13 protein-coding genes are annotated in these 13,722 nt (G+C 71.7%); 9 read left to right on the top strand and 4 right to left on the bottom strand.

The features are described 5' to 3' along the window. Positions 1-17 precede the first annotated feature (17 nt). Positions 18-878, top strand: a complete 861-nt coding sequence (locus KV396_RS11400; RefSeq protein WP_247623069.1) for a MurR/RpiR family transcriptional regulator — start codon at positions 18-20, stop codon at positions 876-878. 6 nt (positions 879-884) lie between these two features. On the opposite strand, the gene KV396_RS11395 is transcribed toward KV396_RS11400, so the two are convergent. After that, positions 885-2,009 (bottom strand): DUF998 domain-containing protein, encoded by a 1,125-nt coding sequence (locus KV396_RS11395; RefSeq protein ID WP_247955789.1) that lies wholly within the window; start codon positions 2,007-2,009, stop codon positions 885-887. Between the two features lie 85 nt (positions 2,010-2,094). Between KV396_RS11395 and KV396_RS11390 the strand changes: the two genes are divergently transcribed. Further along, entirely contained in the window at positions 2,095-2,745 is a 651-nt protein-coding gene (locus tag KV396_RS11390) for an HAD-IA family hydrolase (RefSeq protein ID WP_247955788.1), read from the top strand. A gap of 38 nt (positions 2,746-2,783) precedes the next feature. On the opposite strand, the gene KV396_RS11385 is transcribed toward KV396_RS11390, so the two are convergent. Then, the gene (locus KV396_RS11385; RefSeq protein WP_247955787.1) at positions 2,784-3,377 is read right to left on the bottom strand and encodes a TetR/AcrR family transcriptional regulator; all 594 of its coding nucleotides are present in this window, start codon (positions 3,375-3,377) and stop codon (positions 2,784-2,786) included. Between the two features lie 43 nt (positions 3,378-3,420). Continuing rightward, entirely contained in the window at positions 3,421-3,855 is a 435-nt protein-coding gene (locus KV396_RS11380; RefSeq protein WP_247623073.1) for an Lrp/AsnC family transcriptional regulator, read from the bottom strand. Between the two features lie 150 nt (positions 3,856-4,005). On the opposite strand from KV396_RS11380, the gene KV396_RS11375 reads away from it, so the two are divergent. The 7 genes from KV396_RS11375 to paaZ are packed head-to-tail and all read left to right on the top strand — an operon-like array spanning position 4,006 to position 12,404. Continuing rightward, the gene (locus KV396_RS11375; protein ID WP_247955786.1) at positions 4,006-5,133 is read left to right on the top strand and encodes a thiamine pyrophosphate-dependent enzyme; all 1,128 of its coding nucleotides are present in this window, start codon (positions 4,006-4,008) and stop codon (positions 5,131-5,133) included. After that, positions 5,130-6,179: an alpha-ketoacid dehydrogenase subunit beta gene (locus KV396_RS11370; protein WP_407665516.1), complete on the top strand. Its 1,050-nt coding sequence runs from the start codon at positions 5,130-5,132 to the stop codon at positions 6,177-6,179. The genes KV396_RS11375 and KV396_RS11370 overlap by 4 nt, the downstream gene beginning before the upstream one ends. Continuing rightward, positions 6,176-7,522, top strand: a complete 1,347-nt coding sequence (locus KV396_RS11365) for a dihydrolipoamide acetyltransferase family protein (RefSeq protein ID WP_247955785.1) — start codon at positions 6,176-6,178, stop codon at positions 7,520-7,522. The genes KV396_RS11370 and KV396_RS11365 overlap by 4 nt, the downstream gene beginning before the upstream one ends. A gap of 10 nt (positions 7,523-7,532) precedes the next feature. Further along, positions 7,533-8,720, top strand: coding sequence for a thiolase family protein (locus KV396_RS11360; RefSeq protein ID WP_247955784.1), 1,188 nt, complete (start codon positions 7,533-7,535; stop codon positions 8,718-8,720). Then, positions 8,717-9,457, top strand: coding sequence for an enoyl-CoA hydratase/isomerase family protein (locus KV396_RS11355; RefSeq protein WP_247955783.1), 741 nt, complete (start codon positions 8,717-8,719; stop codon positions 9,455-9,457). Before KV396_RS11360 ends, KV396_RS11355 begins: the two co-directional genes overlap by 4 nt. Positions 9,458-9,480: 23 nt before the next feature. Continuing rightward, positions 9,481-10,326: a 3-hydroxyacyl-CoA dehydrogenase family protein gene (locus KV396_RS11350; protein ID WP_247957589.1), complete on the top strand. Its 846-nt coding sequence runs from the start codon at positions 9,481-9,483 to the stop codon at positions 10,324-10,326. After that, on the top strand, positions 10,323-12,404 hold the full coding sequence (gene paaZ / locus KV396_RS11345; RefSeq protein WP_247955782.1) for a phenylacetic acid degradation bifunctional protein PaaZ: 2,082 nt from the start codon (positions 10,323-10,325) through the stop codon (positions 12,402-12,404). Before KV396_RS11350 ends, paaZ begins: the two co-directional genes overlap by 4 nt. Before the next feature lie 8 nt (positions 12,405-12,412). On the opposite strand, the gene KV396_RS11340 is transcribed toward paaZ, so the two are convergent. Continuing rightward, the gene (locus KV396_RS11340) at positions 12,413-13,417 is read right to left on the bottom strand and encodes a hypothetical protein (protein WP_247955781.1); all 1,005 of its coding nucleotides are present in this window, start codon (positions 13,415-13,417) and stop codon (positions 12,413-12,415) included. Positions 13,418-13,722: the final 305 nt, after the last annotated feature.

Below are 13,722 nucleotides of genomic sequence, written 5' to 3'. Positions count from 1 at the left end.
GCCGGAAAGGGAGATGAATGAGCATCCAGACGACGATCGCGGCTTCGGTCGACACGCTGCCGCCCTCCCTCGCCCGGATCGCCCGCGCCGTCGCCGACAACCCCACCCAGGTGATCGAGAGCACGATCACCGAGCTCGCCGCGTCGTGCGACACCTCGGTCGCGTCGGTCGTGCGCTTCTGCCGCGTGATCGGGGTGAGCGGTTACGCCGCACTGCGTCGCACCCTCGCCGCCGAGCTCGGGCGCGAATCGGTCAACTTCGGCACCAACAGCGGGTTCGGCGCCGAGATCGCCGCCGACGACAGCCTGCGTGACGCCGCCCGCAAACTCGCCGCCCTGGAACGCCTCGCGATCGAGGAGACCGTCGAGCGCCTCGACTACGACGCGCTCGGAGCGGCCGCCGAGGCCATCGAGGGCTCGGGGCGCATCCTGCTGTTCGGAATCGGGGCGAGTCGCCTGGCCGCCGCCGATCTCGGCCACAAACTGCTGCGCATCGGCCACAACGCGATCGCCCTCGACGATGCGCACGAGGCGAGCGCCGCCGCCGCCCTGCGCACCTCGCCCACCGTCGCGATCGGTTTCTCGAACTCGGGAACGACCCCCGAAGCCGTGCTCTTCCTGCAGGCCGCCCGCGACACCGGTGCCACCACGATCGGCATCACCGGCGCCGGTACCTCTCCCCTCGCCCGCGCCTCCGATCACCTCCTCCTCACCCACGCGCGCGAATCCCGCTTCCGCGCCGGCGCGATGGTGAGCCGCATCGCCCAGCTCGCGCTCGTCGACTGCCTCTTCATCGGTGCGGCGCAGTTGCGCCGCGACGTCGCGGTCGACGCCCTCGAGCGCAGCGCCGCCGCGACCCGGGCGCTGCGCGGCGAGTAGCCGTTCTCAGGCGGTGTCGACGGCGTCCGGCGCCGCCGCGGGCTCCGGTGACCGCTCATGGATCGAGCCCGCCGTGCGCAGGAACACGATGATCCAACTGAAGATGAGCACCGCGGCGATCAGCTCGACGGCGGTCAGGTTGTAGTACCCGGTCGCGAAGAACACCGCGAGCAGCACGATCACCAGCACGTACGCCCAGCCCAACAGCACGAAGACGCGCGGGATGGTGCGCAGGAGCCACGGCAGCCCGACCACGATCACGGCGAAGGCCACCGCCATCCCGGTCGCGACGGTGTTGTGCACCGCGAAGAACTCGTCGACGGGGAAGATCCCCACGCACGCCAGGAAGATGCCGATGAGGATGAGTCCCGTACGTACGATCGTGCGGCCGCGCCGATCGACCGGGTCGGTCGCGGGAAGGCCCGCGGTCGCGTAGCGGGAGATCGTCGTGACCATGACGCCCGCGATGATCAGCGTGATGTTGAAGGCGTACGAGGCGCTGTTGGAGCTCATGCCCAGCGCCGAGAGGTTGTCGCGCCACCAGTGCGGATCGCTCGAGGCGAGCATGCTCGCGAAGGCGCCGATCACGAGGAACACCGCGAGCACGAGAGACAGGGTCATCGGGGTGAGCGCAACGGAGCTGAGGAACGACACGTAGGCGGTGAGCGCGAAGGCGACACCGATGAGCACCGCTCCGGGGAACGCGAACACCGGCGCATCCGTGAAACTCTGCTCGAGCAGCTTCGCGATCCCGAGCCAGCCGAGGTAGGCGATCGCCGCGTGCGCGAAGGCGATCGCGAGCAGGTCGTACCAGCGCAGACGGTCGCCCGGCACGCTGAACCCGTCGCGCACGGCATCCGGATCGGCATCCTCGGGGCGGGCGACGAGACGCCCGAGTGCGAACGCGAGGGCCGCGGTGGCCGCTCCCCCGTAGGCTGCGAAGTTGCCGATCGATCCCGTGCCGCTGATCGCCATCTCATGGCCGAAGAACACGGGGAAGGCGACGAGGAACCCGATCACGAGGAACAGCGCCCCGACGATGAGCGCGGCGGCCTCGAGCACGGCGTCGTCGCGCGCCGGCCCCCGCACCTGCCGGAGCACCTGGCGGACCCGTTCGGCGATCGCGTGCATGCTGCACCTCCCGCCGCCATCCTAGGGTCGCGGCGCTCGCCGATGGGGGGCGGATGCCGCGGCGCCGCGCCGTTAGCCTGGAGGGGTGACCGAGACCCTCCACGCCCGCGCCGTCCTCCTCGACATGGACGGGACCCTGGTCGACTCGACCGCCGTCGTCGAACGCCTCTGGTTGGAGTGGGCGCAGCCGCACGGGCTCGACCCCGCCACGGTGCTGCGGGTCATCCACGGCCGCCAGGGCCACCAGAGCATGTCGATCCTGCTGCCCGAGCGCGACCACGCCATCAATCTGCACGAGAACACCGTCATGCTCGCGAACGAGAGCAGCGATGTCGCGGGCGTCGTCGAGATCACCGGCGCCGCCGCACTGCTGCAGGCGCTGCTCCCCCACCCGCACGCGATCGTGACCTCGGCGAACGTCGAACTGATGACCGCGCGCATGGGCGCGGCGGGGCTCCCCCTGCCCGCCCTGACGATCACCGCCGAGAGCGTCTCGGCCTCGAAGCCCGACCCCGAGGGCTTCCTCCGCGCCGCAGCGGAGCTCGGTGTCGATCCCGCCGACTGCATCGTGTTCGAGGACTCGGGTGCCGGCATCCAGGCCGCGCACGCCGCCGGCATGCGCGTGGTCGGCGTCGGCCCGCACGCCCATGCGCACGACCCCGAGGTGCAGGTCGACGACCTCACCCGCGTCGCCGTGACGGCGACCGACGACGGCTTCACGCTGTCGATCGACTGACGCCCCGCGCCTCACGCCGGTGAGGCGGATGCCGCGGCTCAGCGCGTGCGGAGCCCGTCGAGCGCCACGGCGAGAACGTCGCGGGCGAGGGCTTCGGCCCCTTCGGGACCGCTCGGGCGATACCACTCCACGAGGGAGTTGACCATGCCGAAGAGCAGGCGCGTCGCGACCGAGGCATCCACATCGGCGCGCACCGCGCCCTCCTCCTGCGCCGCGCGCACGATCGCGGTCACGGCCTGATCGAAGGCGCGCCGACGTTCGAGTGCGCGCCGTTCGACCTCGCTGTTGCCCCGCACGCGCAGCAGCAGCGTGACCGAGGGCAGATGCGCCACGAGCACACCGACGGCGCCCTCGAGCACCGCGGCCAGTCGGTCGCCCGGGCGCACGGCATCCGTGGCGGCCAGCACGCCCTCGAGGCCGTCGAGCGCCTCGTCGAGGGCCGTCTCGAGGATCTCCTCCTTGGAAGAGAAGTGGTGGTAGAGCGCGGCCTTCGACAGCCCGAGCCGGGCGGCGAGGGCAGCCACCGAGGTGCCGTCGTAGCCGGACTCGTTGAACACCGCCACCGCCGCGTCGAGCAGACCCCGGCGGTCGTACCCGGGGCGCCCGCGACGGACGGGGTCGGCTGCGCTCATCGCCCCAGTCTGGCACGAGGGCCGCGCGGCGAGGAGTGGCCGCTCAGCGCTCGAAGTCCTCGAAGATCAGGGTCGTGCGGGTCGTGCGGATCGACGGGATCGCCTGGATGTCCTCGAGAACGATCCGGCGGAGATCGCGCGCATCGTTCGCCCGCACGAGCAGGATCACGTCGAAGTCTCCGCCGACCAGCGCCATGTGCTCGATCTCGGGGATCGCCCGCAACCGATCCTGCACGAGCTGCCAACTGGCCTGCTCGATCGCGAGCGTGACGTAGGCGCTCGCGTGATGGCCGAGCTTCGCGGGATCCGTGCGCACGGTGTACCCCGTGATCACGCCCGCATCGGTGAGCCGTCGGATGCGGGCATGGGCGCCTGCCCGCGAGATGTGCACGGCATCCGCCAGCGCGGTCATCGACGCCCGCGCGTCGCGTCGCAGCTCGTCGAGGATGGCCCGATCGATCTCATCCAGCGTGGTCATGGCACTCCTTCGTCCCGCGTCGAATTCTGACACTTCGGCGAGCGCGAGCGCAACGATCGCGCAATCGTCCAGCATTCGGCCGCACCTCTTGGACGACTGCGCGCGAGAGCGCATGCTGTCGTCATCAGGTTCGGCGAGGAAGGCGACCAGATGAACGACGACATGCTCCCCCGCGACGAGGCGGTACAGCTCATCGCCCCCGACGGCACGCTCACCGAGGACGCGGACTATCCGCTCCCCGACCGCGGCGCGTTGCTCGACGCCTACCGCGGACTCGTCGAGGGACGCCGCTTCAACGACCAGGCGAGCGCACTGGTGCGCCAGGGCCGCCTCGCGGTCTACCCCTCGTCGCACGGGCAGGAGGCCTGCCAGGTCGCAGCCGCGCGGGTGCTCGACGGCGCCGCTGACTGGCTGTTCCCCACGTACCGCGACGCCGTCGCCATCATCGGACGCGGAGTCCCGCCAGCGGAGACCATGGTGCTGCTCGCCGGCGACTGGCATTCGGGCTACGACGTGCGCGCGCACCGCGTCGCCACGCAGTCCACGCCGCTCGCGACCCAGTTGCTGCACGCGGTCGGCTTCGCGTACGCCGCGAAGCGCCGCGGCGACGACACGGTCGTGCTCGCCCTGTGCGGCGACGGCGCCACCAGCGAGGGCGACTTCCACGAGGCGATGAACTTCGCGTCGGTCTTCCGAGTGCCGGTGGTCTTCTTCGTGCAGAACAACGGGTTCGCGATCTCGGTGCCCCTCTCGCGCCAGACCGCTGCCCCCTCGCTCGCGCACAAGGCGATCGGGTACGGGATGCCGGGGCAGCGGGTCGACGGCAACGACGTCGCCGCGGTGCTCTCGGTGCTCAGCGCGGCCGTGCGGCGAGCACGCGCGGGCGACGGCCCCACGCTCGTCGAGGCGCACACCTATCGGATGCTGGCGCACACCAACGCCGACGACGACACCCGCTACCGCGAGCGCGCCGAGGTGCAGGCCTGGGTCGAGCGCGACCCGCTGCGGCGGCTGCGCACGCACCTCCGCGCTGTCGGAGCGCTCGACGACGAGATCGAGGCCCGGTTCGCGGCGGATGCCGAGACCCTCGCGACCGAGCTGCGCACCGCGCTGAACACCGACGCCGACCTCGATCCCGAGGATCTCTTCCGATTCGTGACCGCGACCCGTTCCCCGCTGCTCGAGGAGCAGTGGGCGATGCTGCGGGGCGAGATCGAGCGCACGGCGGCGGCATCCGGCCAGGCGGAGTCCGCCTCTCGAGAAGGAGCATCCCGATGACGATCGCGCAGGACGGCACGCATCTCGACGGCATCCGCTCGGGCGCCGATGCGGACGGCCGCGCCCCGGTGACGCTCACGATGGCCGCGGCACTGAACCTCGCGCTCGCCGACGCGCTGACCGACGACCCCGAGGTCGTCGTCTTCGGGGAGGACGTGGGGGCGCTCGGCGGGGTCTTCCGGGTCACCGACGGACTCACCGCGCGCTTCGGCGAGGATCGCTGCTTCGACACCCCGCTCGCCGAGTCCGGGATCGTCGGCACGGCGGTGGGCATGGCGATGAACGGCATGCGCCCCGTGGTCGAGATGCAGTTCGACGCTTTCGCGCTGCCCGCGTTCGAGCAGGTGGTGAGCCACGTCGCGAAGTACGGGAACCGCACGCGCGGAGGGGTGCGGATGCCGCTGGTCATCCGCATCCCGTTCGGTGGCGGCATCGGCGGGGTCGAGCACCACTGCGACTCGTCGGAGGCGTACTACGCGCACACCCCGGGCCTCACGGTCGTGTGCCCGTCGACCCCGCAGGATGCCTACTCGCTGCTGCGGGCGGCGATCGAGTCGCCCGATCCGGTCGTCTTCCTCGAGCCCAAGAAGCTGTACTGGACGCGCGGCGAGGTCGACACCGCGCTCCGCGTCGACCTCGGCAGCGCCCGGGTCGCCCGCACCGGCACCGATGTGACGCTGCTCGCCTACGGCGCGGCCGTGCCGCTCGCGCTGGAAGCCGCCGAGGCCGCAGCCGCCGAGGGCCGCAGCGTTGAGGTCGTCGATGTGCGCTCGCTCTCCCCCTTCGACGACGCCACGGTCACGGCCGCCGTGCGCGCCACCGGGCGGGCGGTCGTGATCGCCGAGGCACCGGGCTACGCGAGCGTCGCCTCCGAGATCCAGTCGCGGGTGTTCGAGCGCTGCTTCGAGCACCTCGAGGCACCGGTGCGCAAGGTGACGGGGTTCGACATCCCCTACGCCCCGCCGAAGCTCGAGCACTGGTACCTGCCCGACGTCGACCGCGTGCTCGACGCGATCGACACGCTGCACTGGGAGGACGAATCGTGAGCACCCTCACCGCGCACGTCTTCCGGCTGCCCGATCTGGGCGAGGGTCTCACCGAGGCCGGTCTCGTGCAGTGGCTCGTGGCCATCGGCGACACGATCGCCGTCGATCAGGCGATCGCCGAGGTCGAGACCGCCAAGAGCGTCGTGGAGCTGCCGTCCCCCTTCGCGGGTGTGGTGACCGCGCTGCACGGCGACGCCGGCGACACGATCGCCGTCGGCGCCCCGGTGCTGGAGGTGTCGGATGCCGCGGCGGCGAGCGCCTCATCCGAAGCCGTCCTCCCCGAGAACGCGGCGCACGAGGACTACCGAGTCGAGGAACGCGCAGGTTCGGGCAACGTGCTGATCGGCTACGGCACGAGCGAACGGTCGGCGAGCGGACGCCGCCGACGGTCGGCCGTGCACGACTCCGCCGCGACGCCCGCCGACACGGCGGAGGCACCCTCCGCCCGCACCGTCGCGGTGCGCTCTCCGATCGTCCGTCGGCTCGCCCGCGACCTCGGTCTCGACGTGCACGCGATCCCCGCGACCGGAGCCGACGGCGCCGTGACGCGCGCCGACGTGCTGCGGGCCGCGGTCGATCATGCCGTCGACGGCGCGCATGCACCGGCATCCGCGGGGCCAGCGTCGTCCGCCGACGAGATCGACGGCCTGCGCGTGCGCGCCCGTGACCGCCTGTCTCCGCTGCGCCGCGCCGTGAGCGCCCGCCTGAGCCGCAGTCGCGCCGAGATCCCCGAGGCGACCGTCTGGGTCGACGTCGACGCGACGCGTCTCTGGGATCTGCGGCGCGAGATCGCCGCGGCCGGCGAGCGCGCGCCGTCGCTGACCGCGCTGTTCGCCCGCTTCGCCCTGCTCGCGCTCGAGGACCACCCCGTGCTCGCCTCGCGTCTGGATGACGGCGGGGAGGAGCTCATCGCGTTCGAGGGCGTGAACCTCGGGGTCGCCACCGACACCGAGCGCGGGCTGCTCGTGCCGGTCGTCCCCCGCGCGCACGAGCTGAGTGTCGCGCGACTCGACGCCGCGCTGCGCGAGCTCGCCGAGACCGCCCGGGCCGGGTCGATGCCGCCCGAACGGATGCGCGGCTCGACCTTCACCCTCAACAACTACGGTGGACTCGGCGTCGACGGGTCGGCTGCGATCATCAATCATCCCGACGTGGCGATCCTCGGCATCGGACGCGTGCTCGAGCGACCCTGGGTCGTCGACGGCGAGGTCGTCGCCCGCCGCATCGCCCAGCTGTCGCTGGTGTTCGATCACCGCGTGTGCGACGGCGGCTACGCCGCGAGCTTCCTGCGGCAGCTGGTCGCGCTGATCGAACAGCCGTTGCGCACCTACGGGCGCGTGTGAGGAGGCCGACATGACCGAGGCGTTCCTCATCGGCGGGGTCCGCACCCCGATCGGGCGCTACGGCGGCGCCCTCTCCGGCATCCGCCCCGACGACCTCGCCGCCCTCGTGGTGCGCACCGCCGTCGATCGCGCCGGAGTGCCGGATGCCGCGATCGACGAGGTGATCCTGGGAGCGGCGAACCAGGCCGGGGAGGACAACCGCAACGTCGCGCGTATGGCCGTGCTGCTCGCGGGGCTCCCCGACGACGTCCCGGGTCTGACCGTGAACCGGCTCTGCGCCTCGGGGATGTCGGCCATCGCCCTGGCGGCCCAGGCGATCCGCGCGGGGGACGCCGAGCTGCTCGTCGCGGGCGGCGTCGAGTCGATGACCCGGGCCCCGTGGGTGCAGGCCAAGCCCGAACGGGCGTGGGCGAAACCGGGCGCCGTCGCCGACACCTCGATCGGCTGGCGGTTCACGAACCCGCGCCTCTCCGCGCGCGCAGGCACCACGCTCTCGATGCCGGAGACCGCGGAGGAGGTCGCCCGACACGACGGGATCACACGAGAGGATGCCGACGCGTTCGCGCTGCGCAGCCACGGGCTCGCGATCGCCGCGATCGACGCGGGACGCTTCGCCGACGAGATCGTCGCCGTGCCCACGCGCGCGGGCGAGGTCGACGTCGACGAGGGCCCGCGCCGCGACACCGACCTCGGTGCGCTCGCGTCGCTGCGCCCCGTCGTGGAGGGCGGCCGCGTCGTCACCGCCGGCAACTCGAGCTCCTTGAACGACGGGGCCTCCGCCGTGATCGTCGCCTCGGGTGAGGCCGTGCGCCGCTACGGCCTGACACCACGTGCCCGCATCGTCACGGCGACCTCCGCCGCACTCGCTCCGGAGATCATGGGTCTCGGTCCCGTGCCGGCGACCGAGAAGGCGCTGCGGCGCACAGGCCTCGCGGTCGACGCGATCGGGGCCGTCGAGCTGAACGAGGCCTTCGCCTCCCAGTCGCTCGCCTCGATCCGTCGGCTCGGACTCGACCCGGAGCGCGTCAATCGCGACGGCGGAGCGATCGCCCTCGGGCACCCGCTCGGGTCGAGCGGCTGCCGCATCGTCGTCACGCTGCTCGGGCGCATGGAGCGCGAGGGGGCGGGGCTCGGACTCGCGACGATGTGCGTGGGCGTCGGGCAGGGCACCGCCATGATCCTGGAGCGGGTGGCATGAGCGACCCGCTGCTGATCGAACGGCGTGACGACCGCGTGCTCGCCACGCTCCACCGACCGGAGCGCCGCAACGCCATCGACCTCGCCACGATCGATGCCCTGCACGCGCTCTGCGCCGAGCTGGAAGCCGACCCCCGCACGCTGATCCTCACGGGTGCGGGCGGCGACTTCGCGGCGGGCGCCGACATCGCCCAACTGCGCGAGCGCCGCGCCGACGATGCGCGCCGCGGGATCAACGCCACGGCCTTCCTCCGCGTGGCCGAACTGCCGATGCCGGTCATCGCCGCCCTCGACGGCTACGCGCTGGGCGGCGGCGCGGAGCTCGCCTACGCCGCCGACATCCGCATCGCCACCGCGTCGCTCCGCATCGGCAACCCCGAGACCGGACTCGGCATCCTCGCCGCTGCCGGCGCGACCTGGTGCCTGCCCGAGATCGTCGGCCACGCCCGCGCCGCCGATCTCCTGCTCACGGGCCGTGCGCTGGGCGCGGACGACGCCCTCGCCTGGGGGCTCATCTCGGCGATCCATCCGCCCGAGCAGTTGCTGCCCGCCGCGCACGCGCTCGCGGACCGCATCGCCGCGAACGACCCGCTCGCCACCCGGCACACCAAGCGCGCCCTCCGCGCGCCGCGTGCGGAACATCCGCACATCGACGGAGAACTGCAGGCCGAGCTGTTCGAGAGCCCCGAGAAGGAGCGCCGCATGACCGCCTTCCTCGATCGCACGGATCGCTCGTGAGCGCGCCGGCCGTCGTCGGCGTGATGGGCGGAGGGCGCATGGGCGCGGGCATCGCGCACGCGTTCCTGCTCGCCGGATCGCGAGTGGTCGTCGTCGAGCGCGATACGGAGGGCGCGGATGCCGCGGCGCTGCGCATCGACGAGAGTCTCCGCCGTTCCGCCGACCGCGACCCCGGCCTCGATGCGGGCGAATGCGCCGCGCGCCTCCGGGTCACGACGGATGTCGAGGCGTGCAGGGGGGCCGCACTGGTCGTCGAGGCCGTGCCCGAGGACCGCGTTCTCAAGGAGGATGCGCTCGCGCGGCTCGAGCACGTGCTGCCGGACGAGGCCGTGCTCGCCTCGAACACCTCATCGATCTCGATCGACGACCTCGCGCTCGCCCGCCGACGGCCGGAGCGCTTTCTCGGGCTCCACTTCTTCAACCCGGTGCCCTCGTCGGCACTCGTCGAGATCGTGCGGGGAGCGACCACCGACCCGGCCGTCGTCGATACCGCGCGCGAGTGGGTCGCTCTGCTCGGCAAGACTCCGATCGTGGTCGCCGACTCCCCCGGCTTCGCGTCGTCGCGCCTCGGCGTCGCGCTCGGACTCGAAGCCATTCGGATGCTCGAGGAGCGCGTCGCATCGGCGGCCGACATCGACGCCGCCATGACGCTGGGGTACCGGCATCCGGTGGGCCCGTTGCGCACGACCGACCTCGTGGGGCTCGACGTGCGTCTCGGGATCGCCCAGGAGCTCGCCCGCGAGTTGGGTGAGCGCTTCGAGCCACCCGCTCTGCTGCGCCGAATGGTGGCCGAGGGGCGGCTGGGACGAAAGAGCGGCGCAGGCTTCTACGACTGGACCGACCCCGACTCTCCGAAGGAGACGCGATGACCGAGTACCTGCCCAGTTACGTCGAGGGCGCCTGGTGGACGCCCTCGGCCGGATCACCCTCGACGGAGGTGCGCGACGCCTCGACCGGCGAGCTCGTGACCCGCGTGTCGACCACGGGTCTCGACCTCGCGGCGGCGCTCGTGCACGCCCGCACGGTCGGGCAGGCGAGCCTCGCCGCGCTCACCTTCCACCAGCGAGCCGTGCTGCTGAAGCAGTTCGCGCTGGCGCTGACCGCCCGCAAGGACGAGCTGTACGCGCTCTCGGCCCGTACGGGTGCGACGGCCGCCGATTCGTGGGTCGACATCGACGGCGGCATCGGCGTGCTCTTCTCCTACTCGGGCAAGGGACGCCGCGAACTGCCGAACGGCACCGTGCGCATCGACGGCCCGGTCGAGCCCCTCTCGAAGGACGGATCCTTCCTCGGCCGCCACGTGCACACCACGCTGCCGGGCGTCACCGTGCAGATCAACGCCTTCAACTTCCCCGTGTGGGGTGCGCTCGAGAAGTTCGCCCCCGCCTTCCTCGCGGGAATGCCGACGCTGATCAAGCCCGCGACCCCGACCGGCTACCTCGCCGAGGCGATGGTGCGCATCCTCATCGAGTCGGGCCTGGTGCCCGAGGGCACACTGCAGCTCGTGAGCGGGAGCGTGCCCGATCTCTTCGACCACCTGCTCCTCGGCGACATCGTGGGATTCACCGGCAGCGCCTCGACCGCCGAGTCGCTGCGGCGGAGCGCCGCGGTGCAGACCGGGGGCGTGCGTTTCACGGCCGAGACCGACTCGATCAACGCCTCGGTACTCGGCACGGATGCCACGGTCGACACGCCTGAGTTCGATGCCTACGTGCGCCAGCTCGTCACCGAGATGACGACGAAGGCCGGGCAGAAGTGCACGGCGATCCGTCGCGTCATCGTGCCGGAGGGATCGGCGGACGCCGTGATCGACGCCGTGCGCACCCGCCTCGCGGAGCGCACGGTGCTCGGAGACCCCCGAGCCGAGGGCGTGACCATGGGGCCGCTCGCCTCGCTCACCCAGCGCGACGAGGTGCTGCGACAGGTCGCCGCGCTGCAGGATGCCGGTGGACGGATCGTGATCGGCACGACCGCGACGCCGGAGGTGCGTCGCGCCGACGGAACCACGGGACAGATCTCGGAGGGGGCCTTCGTCGCGCCGATCCTGCTGCGCTTCGACGACGCCGAGGCGGATGCCGTGCACGGCGTCGAGGCCTTCGGCCCGGTCGCTTCGATGCTGACCTACGCGACCATCGCGGAGGCCGCAGGTCTCGTCGCCCGCGGCGGCGGTTCGCTGGTGACGAGCATCGCGACGCACGACCCCGCGCAGGCGGTGGCGCTCGCGACCCGCATCGCGCCGTTCAACGGTCGACTGCTGGTGCTCGACCGCGACGATGCGCGCTCGTCGACCGGACACGGATCCCCGCTCCCGAACCTCGTGCACGGTGGACCGGGGCGGGCCGGCGGTGGCGAGGAGCTGGGCGGGATCCGGGCGGTGCTGCACCACATGCAGCGCACCGCGGTGCAGGGATCGCCCGAGATGCTCACGGCCCTGACCGGCGTCTGGCACACGGGCGCCGCGGTGCGCAGCGACGGACGGCATCCGTTCCGCCGATCACTCGCCGAACTGCGGGTCGGCGACCAGGTGGCCTCGGGATCGCGCACCGTGACCCTCGACGACATCGAGACGTTCGCGCGCTTCACCGGCGACACCTTCTACGCCCACATGGACGAGGCCGCGGCGGCGGCGAATCCGTTCTTCCCGGGGCGGGTCGCCCACGGCTATCTGCTCGTGTCGTGGGCGGCAGGGCTCTTCGTCGATCCCGAGCCCGGTCCGGTGCTCGCGAACTACGGACTCGAGGACCTTCGCTTCGTCACGCCGGTGTCGCCGGGTGATGAGATCCGCGTCGAACTGACCGCGAAGCAGATCACGCCGCGCGAGACCGACGACTACGGCGAGGTGCGCTGGGACGCCGTCATCCGCAATCAGCGCGACGAGACCGTCGCGACCTACGACGTGCTCACGCTCGTGAGCAAGCGACCCCAGGGCGAGACAGCGCCTGTCTGAGCAGGCGACTACTCCAGATAGGCACCAAAGTAGTGCTCGCGACGCAGCGTGCCGTCTTCGGCGGTGATCCCGATGATGGCGGCTCCCGGCGTAGCGATGTCGTGCTCAGTGAAAAAGAGCAGTACTCGACCGTCGCGCGTCGACACCTCGTAGAAATCGAGGCCTGCCGCCACGACGTGGACCGAGGTGCCGTCCGGGAACGATGCCATGGCCTTCTCGATCGGATCTCCGATTCCGACGCCGGCGGCGCGCGGAAGCATGGCGCCATCAACGGAAGGTTCACCGTAGAGCGAGATCTTGCCGACGAGGATGCTCGCAATGGCCTTCCCCTCCTCTTGCGCACTGATGACCAGGCTCGCGGACCCGTCAGGGCTCACGAATGTGCGTGGACGCGAGGGCCACTCCGCCGCGGAGATATCGGTACCGGGGACCGCAGCCATGGCCGCATCGATATCCTCCCCGAGACGGAGCGGACCGATACCGTCGAAGCCGATCGTCCATTCCGACCAGGCTTCCGCGGCGTCAGCGGCGGGCGGCTCGGCCGGCGTCACCGGCGGATTCGCCGTCAGTTCACCGATCAGGAGCTCCTTCGCCTGAGCGGCGCGTGCGTGCAACGTACGAGCAGCCGCGTCGGCATCGATGAGTGAGTCTCCCGTATACGAGTGCCAGAACTCCACCAGCACATTGCCCACGGATGCGATCCCGAAGTAATGCCGGAAGCCGCTGTCGGCCGTGCCCAGCTCTATCGATCCGACGACCGTGCGCACATCGTCCTCGTCGATCGCCGCGCTGTCGAACGACGACGCGCTCTGGTCGAACGTGAACGTCGCGCACTGCTCCGACGCGGCCACGTAGTCGTCCATCCGTCGCGCGGCCTGCCCTTCGTCCGCGAACTGCAGCACGCTCAAGCGCCCCTGACGCTCGTTCTCGGCCTTCCAGGTGATGCTGCGCGCGCCGATCGAACCGAGCGACGCTTCAGACTGGACGGTGCCGCAGATACTCGGGGAGAACATCGCTCCGTCACCGTCGCCGATCTGCAGCAGCGATGCCGATGGCTCCGCGAAATCCGCCGACCCCGGAATGACCGCCGCGATCTCGTCCTCCGACGGCAGGAACCAGTCGAGCTCGTCACCGACGAAGTGGAGCGGCCCGTCGTAGGCCGCGGGCTCCGGAGTCTCGGGGGCAGCCGTCGGGGTGGGATCCGGCGTCGAGTCGGGTTCGGGCGCGCACCCGGAGAGTCCGAACAATGCCCCGGCCGTAACCAGGCCGAGGACGAGCTTCGTGAACGACCGCGCGTGCGGCATATGACCCTCCGATG

It is taken from the genome of Microbacterium galbinum, assembly GCF_023101185.1.
Classification (GTDB): domain Bacteria; phylum Actinomycetota; class Actinomycetes; order Actinomycetales; family Microbacteriaceae; genus Microbacterium; species Microbacterium galbinum.
This window is presented reverse-complemented; position numbering and strand designations above follow the sequence as displayed.

Excerpts from the sequence above, each read along its gene's own strand:
- KV396_RS11400 (WP_247623069.1), top strand. The coding sequence starts at position 18 with ATGAGCATCCAGACGACGATCGCGGCTTCGGTCGACACGCTGCCGCCC.
- KV396_RS11395 (WP_247955789.1), bottom strand. The coding sequence starts at position 2,009 with ATGCACGCGATCGCCGAACGGGTCCGCCAGGTGCTCCGGCAGGTGCGG.
- KV396_RS11385 (WP_247955787.1), bottom strand. The coding sequence starts at position 3,377 with ATGAGCGCAGCCGACCCCGTCCGTCGCGGGCGCCCCGGGTACGACCGC.
- KV396_RS11380 (WP_247623073.1), bottom strand. The coding sequence starts at position 3,855 with ATGACCACGCTGGATGAGATCGATCGGGCCATCCTCGACGAGCTGCGA.
- KV396_RS11375 (WP_247955786.1), top strand. The coding sequence starts at position 4,006 with ATGAACGACGACATGCTCCCCCGCGACGAGGCGGTACAGCTCATCGCC.
- KV396_RS11370 (WP_407665516.1), top strand. The coding sequence starts at position 5,130 with ATGACGATCGCGCAGGACGGCACGCATCTCGACGGCATCCGCTCGGGC.
- KV396_RS11360 (WP_247955784.1), top strand. The coding sequence starts at position 7,533 with ATGACCGAGGCGTTCCTCATCGGCGGGGTCCGCACCCCGATCGGGCGC.
- KV396_RS11355 (WP_247955783.1), top strand. The coding sequence starts at position 8,717 with ATGAGCGACCCGCTGCTGATCGAACGGCGTGACGACCGCGTGCTCGCC.
- KV396_RS11350 (WP_247957589.1), top strand. The coding sequence starts at position 9,481 with ATGGGCGGAGGGCGCATGGGCGCGGGCATCGCGCACGCGTTCCTGCTC.
- paaZ (WP_247955782.1), top strand. The coding sequence starts at position 10,323 with ATGACCGAGTACCTGCCCAGTTACGTCGAGGGCGCCTGGTGGACGCCC.
- KV396_RS11340 (WP_247955781.1), bottom strand. The coding sequence starts at position 13,417 with ATGTTCTCCCCGAGTATCTGCGGCACCGTCCAGTCTGAAGCGTCGCTC.